General features: G+C 64.6%; 6 protein-coding genes. 5 read left to right on the top strand and 1 reads right to left on the bottom strand.

Translation table 11 applies throughout. The annotated features are described in order from the left end of the window. Positions 1 to 40 precede the first annotated feature (40 nt). Both FJ940_RS27210 and FJ940_RS27205 read left to right on the top strand, forming a co-directional pair. A complete protein-coding gene (locus FJ940_RS27210; RefSeq protein ID WP_140650834.1) occupies positions 41 to 1327 on the top strand; it encodes an FAD-binding oxidoreductase in 1287 nt (428 codons plus the stop codon). Between the two features lie 224 nt (positions 1328 to 1551). Next, entirely contained in the window at positions 1552 to 2400 is an 849-nt protein-coding gene (locus FJ940_RS27205; protein ID WP_246671070.1) for an SH3 domain-containing protein, read from the top strand. Positions 2401 to 2467: 67 nt separating this feature from the next. Here the strand turns inward: FJ940_RS27205 and FJ940_RS27200 are convergent, their stop codons facing one another. Further along, the gene (locus FJ940_RS27200; RefSeq protein WP_140501098.1) at positions 2468 to 3214 is read right to left on the bottom strand and encodes an SDR family oxidoreductase; all 747 of its coding nucleotides are present in this window, start codon (positions 3212 to 3214) and stop codon (positions 2468 to 2470) included. Between the two features lie 313 nt (positions 3215 to 3527). Between FJ940_RS27200 and zwf the strand changes: the two genes are divergently transcribed. The 3 genes from zwf (at position 3528) to edd (ending at position 7615) form a co-directional block, all read left to right on the top strand. Continuing rightward, complete coding sequence (gene zwf, locus FJ940_RS27195) at positions 3528 to 5000, top strand: glucose-6-phosphate dehydrogenase (RefSeq protein WP_140501096.1); 1473 nt, start codon at positions 3528 to 3530, stop codon at positions 4998 to 5000. Continuing rightward, positions 4982 to 5698 (top strand): 6-phosphogluconolactonase, encoded by a 717-nt coding sequence (gene pgl / locus FJ940_RS27190; protein WP_140658445.1) that lies wholly within the window; start codon positions 4982 to 4984, stop codon positions 5696 to 5698. The genes zwf and pgl overlap by 19 nt, the downstream gene beginning before the upstream one ends. Positions 5699 to 5770: 72 nt before the next feature. Next, complete coding sequence (gene edd, locus FJ940_RS27185; protein ID WP_140658444.1) at positions 5771 to 7615, top strand: phosphogluconate dehydratase; 1845 nt, start codon at positions 5771 to 5773, stop codon at positions 7613 to 7615. Positions 7616 to 7689: the final 74 nt, after the last annotated feature.

Genomic DNA, 7689 nt, shown 5'->3' with positions numbered 1-7689 from the left:
CTACTCCCCTACTCCCCTACTCCCCTACTCCGTGAGCATCATGCCCTACCAATCCCCGATCTCCCCCGGCCGTTCCTGGTACGAGGACACGGCCGGCCCGCGACCCGAGTATCCGGCGCTGGACGGTGACCGGAGCTGCGACGTCGTTATCGTTGGGGGCGGTTTCACCGGCTTGTCGGCGGCGGTGCATCTGGCCAAGGCGGGCACCAATGTGGTTTTGATCGAGGCGTATCGCTTCGGAGACGGCGCTTCCGGGCGCAATGGCGGCCAGCTCGGCACCGGGCAGCGCGCCTGGGCCGAGGAATTGGAGGCCGAGTACGGGTTTTCCCGCGCCAAGGCACTGTTTGACCTCGCCGAGGAGGCGAAGGCGCATCTGCTCGAATTCGCCGCCGCCAACCAGATCGATATCGACTACATGCCGGGCCAGCTCTCGGTTGCGCACAAGCCGCGCTATGTCGACGACTACAAGGCGCATGCCGAGATCATGGCCAGCCGCTTCTCCTATCCGCACATTTCGTTCATGGACGCGACGGAAACTGCGCAGCGGCTGGGCTCGACAGCCTATTTCGGCGGGACGCGCGACACCGGCACCGGCCATATCCATCCGATGAAACTGGTGATCGGCACGGCGCGGGCGGCGGCACAGGCCGGCGCACGATTGTTCGAAGCGACGCCGTCGACCGGCATTGTTTCGAGCGGCGGCACGGTGAAGGTTTCGACAGCCAGGGGGACGATCACAGCGCAGAAATGCCTGATCGCGGTCAATGCCTATGGCGGCACGCTCGAACCGGTGAGTGCCGCGCACATCATGCCGATCGGCTCGTTCATCGGCGCGACCGTGCCGCTTGGAGCGGATTCGAACGTGCTGCCGGGCGGCGAGGCCGTCGATGATTCCCGCTTCGTCGTGCGCTACTTCCGCAAGTCGAGGGATGGCCGGCTGCTGTTCGGCGGACGCGAGGTCTACGGCGTCAACGACCCCAAGGACATCCATGTCCATATCCGCCGCCAGATCGCGGAACTCTATCCCGCACTGAGGGACGTCGAAATCACGCATGGCTGGGGCGGCTATGTCGGCATCACGGTGCCGAGAAAGCCGTTCGTGCGCGAAGTCATGCCGAATGTGATCTCGGCCGGCGGCTATTCCGGCCACGGCGTCATGCTGTCGAACTTCTTCGGCAAGCTCTATGCCGAAACGGTAGCCGGCAACCGCGACCGGCTAAAGCTGATCGAGGATTTGAAGATTCCGCCGTTCCCCGGTGGCCGGCGCTTGCGCGCGCCGCTGCTTTTCCTGGCGCTCAACTGGTTCGCGTTGCGCGACAGGATTTAACAATTGTTGAGTAATATCGTGGGGGCCGCGACATCCAAGCGTTGCAGAATCTTCAGCAATGGCGCACTGATGCCACAATCGCGGGCAAAAAGTGCAATCTCTAGGCGAATATAGACGGGGATTTTCTGCGGGCCCGCCCGCTGTTTGATTTGGGACCGGTGCGACCGACGCACGCATTGCGGTGTTTGATCGAAGAACATCGGCCCCTTATGGAGGTGGCAAGAGTGAGAGAGCCCTTCAGTTTCGGTGCTCCGGAACGTCGGCGCTTTGCCATGCAGTTCGGCTACGACATGCGCCCGTCATTCTGGCAGGAAGTCCGTTCGAACTCGCATCTGGTGATTGCCGCGGTCGGCACGGCCGCGCTGCTCGGCGTGGCCGCGGTGGCACTGTGGCTGGCGTTGCCGGCGAACGAGCGGCAAGCGGTTGCCAATCCAGAGCAAGCCATTCCGGCCGTTCCGGTGAAGACGACGAAGATCGCGCCAGCGGGGATCACGGCGGCCGCGGCGGCGGTGCCGCAAGCGGCGCGAAAGTCCGACCAGGTCTCGCCGACCGTGGCTGTCTCGGAAGCCGCCATTCCGGCGCTCGCGGCGAACGACCCGCGCTGGACCGCGTCCCAATCGAAGACCGCACCGGCTGCTTCCGGCCAGTCGGCGAGCAAGGCCGGGCAGACGCCTGACAAGCCGGCGGCGGCGGCATTCGCGCAACCCGCTGCCGACACCGACGCCGCCACCGAGCTCGCCAAGGTCGCCGCACCGGCCCCGGCGGCGGGCAGCAGTCCCGATGGCGCGCAGACCGCCGCCATTCCGGCCGCGCAACCACAAGTAGCGTCGCAGCAATCTGCCGCGCAGGATGACGACAGCAAGGCCGAACCGCGCAAAGCGGCCGCGGCTGGCACCGGGCGCATCCTCAGGGCCGTGACTATGCGTAGCGGCCCGAAGAAGAATGCGGCCGCCATCGTCACGGTGCCCGCCAAGACCTCGGTGCAAGTGATGAGCTGCAAGCGTTGGTGCCAGATCGTCTACAACGGCAAGACAGGCTGGGTCTACAAAACTTACATCAAGACCGGCGCCTGACGCACCAGCGCCCCGATCAAGGCAGGCACGGCCGAGCCGATCTTTGGCGCAGCGATGACGGTGTGCGTCAGATGCAGCGCCCGCCGTCGACCTCCAGTGCAACCCCAGTAATGAAGGCGGCCTCGTCGGATGCCAGCCACAGTGCCGCATTGGCGATGTCGAGCGGGGTCGAAAGCCGGCCGAGCGGGATCGAGGCGCGGAATTTCTCGCGGATTTCGGGTGTATCGGCGCCCATGAATTTTTCCAGCATGCCGGTCTCACCGGCCACCGGACACAGGCAGTTGACGCGGATGTTCTTCGGCGCGAGTTCCACCGCCATCGACTTGGTGGCGGTGATCGCCCAGCCCTTGGAGGCGTTGTACCAGGTGAGGCCGGGCCGAGGGCGCAGGCCAGCGGTGGAGGCCGTGGTCAGGATGACGCCGCCGCCTTGCCGCTCCATGATCGGCACGACGGCAAGGGCAGCATGATAGATGGCCTTCATGTTGACCGATGTGATCAGGTCGAACGTCGCCTCGTCGACTTCGAGCATGTCGCCATTGCGATGGGTGAACCCGGCATTGTTGACCATGATGTCGATACGTCCGAAGGCGCTTTTGGCGGCATGGACCATCTCGTCGAATTCGGAGCGCTGCGAAACGTCGGTCTGGGTCCAGATCGCCGCCTCGCCGATCTCGCCGGCTACGCGTTCGGCGCCCTTGGCATTGAGGTCGGCCACGACGATCCTGGCGCCCTCCTCGGCGAAGCGACGGGCAATGCCCTCGCCGAAACCCGAAGCGGCCCCGGTGACGATGGCGACCTTGTCCTTCAGACGCATGTTTTTCCGCTCCCTGGGTTCATCGCGTGGCTTTTACCGTGGGCTGCCGGCGTCATGGCCTGTGCCACGACAGGCAAAGCGCTGATTCTCCCTTAGCTTTCGTCACATTCACGTCCTATGCTGCAACTGCGAAGGCTTGGCGGAGTTGTCGTTTGCCGACAAGCCTTCGCTTGGTGCCAGTGTCAAGCGCACATCTGGACCGACGCAAATATGTAGCGATCGGTCGTCGATGTGACACCATGGCACTGGAAAATTTAAATCGATTAGAATATATCAGCCGCGTACTCGCGACCGGCGTCAAAGCGGATAGACCATGACCAGCCAGATCATCCCCGTCGACCCTTTCGACTTCATCATTTTCGGTGGCACCGGCGACCTGTCGGAACGCAAACTTCTGCCGTCGCTCTACTATCGCCAGCGCGACCATCAATTTTCCGAGCCAACCCGCATCATCGGCACGTCGCGTTCGAAGATGAGTGATGACGAATTTCGGGCTTTCGCCAAGCAGGCTATTTCCGACCACGTCAAGGCGGCCGATATCGATCCCAAGGAGCTCAAGACCTTCCTGGCGCGGCTTTCCTATGTCCCGGCCGATGCCACGAGCGGCGCGGGGTTCGACAGACTGAAAAAGGCGATCGGTGACAGCGACTGCATCCGCGCCTTCTATCTGGCGGTGGCGCCGGCGCTGTTCGGCGACATCTCGCACAAGCTGAAAGAACACGACCTGATCACGCCGAATTCGCGCATCGTGCTGGAGAAGCCGATCGGCCGCGACCTCGCCTCTGCGCAAACGCTCAACGATCTGGTCGGCGACGATTTCCACGAAAGCCAGATCTTCCGCATCGACCACTATCTCGGCAAGGAAACGGTGCAGAACCTGATGGCGCTGCGTTTTGCCAATGCGCTCTACGAGCCGCTGTGGAATTCCGCCCATATCGACCACGTGCAGATCACCGTCGCCGAGACGGTCGGCCTGGAAGACCGTGTCACCTATTACGACAAGGCCGGCGCGCTGCGCGACATGGTGCAGAACCATATGCTGCAACTGCTCTGCCTGGTGGCCATGGAAGCGCCATCGTCGATGGACGCCGACGCCGTGCGTGACGAGAAGCTGAAGGTGCTGCGCGCGCTCAAGCGCATCAACGGCAACGAGGCGCCGAAGCACACGGTGCGTGGACAATACCGCGCCGGCGCTTCCGCAGGCGGGCCGGTGAAAGGCTATGTCGAGGAGCTCGGCAAGGACAGCAACACCGAAACCTTCGTCGCGATCAAGGCCGAGATCGGCAACTGGCGCTGGGCAGGCGTTCCGTTCTACCTCAGGACCGGCAAGCGGCTGGCAACCCGGGTCTCGGAGATCGTCATCGAGTTCAAGCCGATCCCGCATTCGATCTTCGGCGGCGACAGCGCCGGGCCGATCTTCGCCAACCAGCTGGTCATCCGGCTGCAGCCCGACGAAGGCGTCAAGCAATTCATCATGATCAAGGACCCGGGTCCGGGCGGCATGCGGCTGCGGCAGATTTCGCTCGACATGAGCTTCGCGCAGTCCTTCGACGGCCGCGCGCCCGACGCTTATGAACGGCTGATCATGGATGTTGTGCGCGGCAACCAGACGCTGTTCATGCGCCGCGACGAGGTCGAGGCCGCGTGGAGGTGGATCGACCCGATCCAGAACGCCTGGGAAAGCGCCAGGCAGGAGGCGCAGGGCTATACGGCGGGCACCTGGGGACCTTCGGCCTCGATAGCGCTGATCGAACGTGACGGGCGGACATGGCACGAGAGCAATTGAACAGCGCCAGCTACAACTGGAATGGCTTTTCCGACCGCGCGGAACTGGCGGCTGGGCTGGCCGGCCGCGTCGCCGACCGGCTGGCAAAGGCAATCGCGGCGCGCGGCACGGCGTTACTGGCCGTTTCCGGCGGCACGACGCCGGCAAAATTCTTTGCTGCCCTGTCGGGAATACCGATCGCCTGGGACAAGGTAACGGTGACGCTGATCGACGAGCGCTTCGTGCCGGCCTCCTCGCCGCGTTCCAATGCCGGACTGGTGGCCGCCAATCTGTTGCAGAACGCGGCTGCGGCGGCACGGTTCGTGCCGCTCTATCACGAAGCCGTCAGCATCGAGGATGCCGCGGCATCGGACAATGCGGCGCTCCAGTCCCTGCCCTGGCCGCTCGACGTCGCCGTGCTCGGCATGGGACCTGACGGCCATACCGCCTCATTCTTTCCCGACGCCGACGATCTGGCGAAATTGCTCGACCCGTCCTCGCACAGGATCGTGCTGCCGGTTCATGCGGCAAGCGCCGGCGAGCCGCGGCTGACCCTGTCGCTGGCGCGCATCATCGATGCCGGCTTCCTGGCGCTGCACATAGAGGGCGAGGACAAACGCACCGCCTTCGACGGCGCGGTGGCACCCGGTCCGCGAAAGCCGATCCGCGCCGTGCTCGACACCGCCCCCAGGCCTGTAGAGGTTTTCTGGGCACCCTAACTCTAGACTTATCTGGTCCCGGCAAACGGCGGGAGGATGTTTCCGGGACCTCGCTTGAAAGGACCGAACGCCATGACCGCAAGACGCGATATCGAAGTCATCACGGAGCGCATCCGCCAACGCTCCAAGCCGGGCCGCGAGCGCTATCTCGGCCGCATCGCCAGCGCATCGAACCAGACCGCCAACCGGGCGGTGCTGTCCTGCGGCAATCTTGCCCATGGCTTTGCCGTGTGCAGCCCCTCGGAGAAAGTGGCGCTGGGTGCCGACAAGGTGCCGAACCTCGGTATCATCACCTCCTACAACGACATGCTGTCGGCGCATCAGCCCTTCGAGACATTCCCGGCGCTGATCAAGGAAGCGGCGCGGGAGGCCGGCGGCATCGCCCAGGTTGCCGGCGGCGTGCCGGCGATGTGCGACGGTGTCACCCAGGGGCAGCCGGGCATGGAGCTTTCGCTGTTCTCGCGCGATGTCATCGCCATGGCGGCCGCGATCGGCCTGTCGCACAATATGTTCGACGCCGCCGTTTATCTGGGCGTCTGCGACAAGATCGTGCCCGGGCTGGTGATCGCGGCACTGACCTTCGGCCATCTGCCGGCGGTGTTCATTCCGGCCGGGCCGATGACGACAGGCCTGCCCAACGATGAAAAGGCCAGGGTTCGCCAGCTCTATGCCGAGGGCAAGGCAGGCCGCGCCGAACTGCTGGAGGCCGAGTCCAAATCCTACCATGGACCGGGGACATGCACCTTCTATGGCACGGCCAACTCCAACCAGATGTTGATGGAGATCATGGGCCTGCACACGCCAGGCGCTTCCTTCGTCAATGCGGGCACGCCGCTGCGAGACGCCTTGACCCGCGAGGCGACCAAGCGGGCGCTGGCGATCACCGCGCTTGGCAACGCCTATACGCCGGTCGGGCGGATGATCGACGAGCGTTCCATCGTCAACGGCGTGGTTGGCCTGCACGCGACCGGCGGCTCGACCAACCATACCATTCATCTGATCGCCATGGCCGCAGCCGCTGGGATCGCGCTGACCTGGCAGGATATTTCCGACCTCTCGGAAGCGGTGCCGCTCCTGGCGCGCGTCTATCCCAACGGGCTTGCGGATGTGAACCATTTCCATGCCGCCGGCGGGCTCGGCTTCCTCATTCGCGAGCTGCTCGACGAAGGCGTGCTGCATGAAGATGTGCAGACGGTATGGGGCGAAGGCCTGCGGCCCTACGCAGTCGAGGCAAAGCTCGGTGCCGACGGCAGCGTCGTGCGCGAAGCCGCCCCGCGCGCGAGTGGCGACGCGAAGGTCCTGGCGCCGTTCAAGAAAGCCTTTCAGCCGACGGGCGGCCTCAAAGTGCTGGCCGGCAATCTCGGCCATGCCGTCATCAAGACGTCCGCGGTGAAGCCGGAACGGCGCCTCATCGAAGCGCCGGCCAAAGTGTTCGACAGCCAGCAAGGGCTGAACGAAGCCTTCAAGGCCGGCACGCTCACCGGCGACTTCATCGCCGTCATCCGCTTCCAGGGGCCGAAGGCCAACGGCATGCCGGAACTGCACAAGCTGACCACCGTGCTCGGCATCCTGCAGGATCGCGGCCAGCGCGTCGCACTGGTCACGGACGGGCGCATGTCCGGCGCCTCCGGCAAGGTGCCGGCGGCGATCCATGTCACGCCGGAAGCGGTCGAGGACGGCCCGATCGCCAGGATCCACGACGGCGACATCATCCGGCTGGATGCGGATGCCGGCACGCTTGAAGTGCTGGTACCGGCAGCGGAATTCGCGCTGCGTCGGACGGCGGAAGCCGATCTCATCGGCAATGAGTTCGGCTTCGGCCGTGAGCTCTTCGCCGGGTTCCGTCAGCTGGTGGGTCGAGCCGACCATGGGGCCAGCGCGTTTGGAACCGACGCAGCGGAATTCGCACTGCAATGAAAAGGGACGGCTCCTGGCCGCCGTAGCTGAAATGTGGATTACTTGCTTGTCGCGGGGATCGTCGTCAAAGCCGG

The organism is Mesorhizobium sp. B2-3-7, assembly GCF_006442695.1.
Taxonomy (GTDB): domain Bacteria; phylum Pseudomonadota; class Alphaproteobacteria; order Rhizobiales; family Rhizobiaceae; genus Mesorhizobium.
The sequence above is the reverse complement of the archived record's forward strand: the minus strand, read 5'-3'. Positions and strand labels throughout refer to the sequence as shown.

Bases quoted from the DNA above. Each gene is read 5' to 3' on its own strand.
- pgl (WP_140658445.1), top strand. From the start codon at position 4,982: ATGGCACGAGAGCAATTGAACAGCGCCAGCTACAACTGGAATGGCTTT.
- edd (WP_140658444.1), top strand. From the start codon at position 5,771: ATGACCGCAAGACGCGATATCGAAGTCATCACGGAGCGCATCCGCCAA.
- FJ940_RS27210 (WP_140650834.1), top strand. From the start codon at position 41: ATGCCCTACCAATCCCCGATCTCCCCCGGCCGTTCCTGGTACGAGGAC.
- FJ940_RS27200 (WP_140501098.1), bottom strand. From the start codon at position 3,214: ATGCGTCTGAAGGACAAGGTCGCCATCGTCACCGGGGCCGCTTCGGGT.
- zwf (WP_140501096.1), top strand. From the start codon at position 3,528: ATGACCAGCCAGATCATCCCCGTCGACCCTTTCGACTTCATCATTTTC.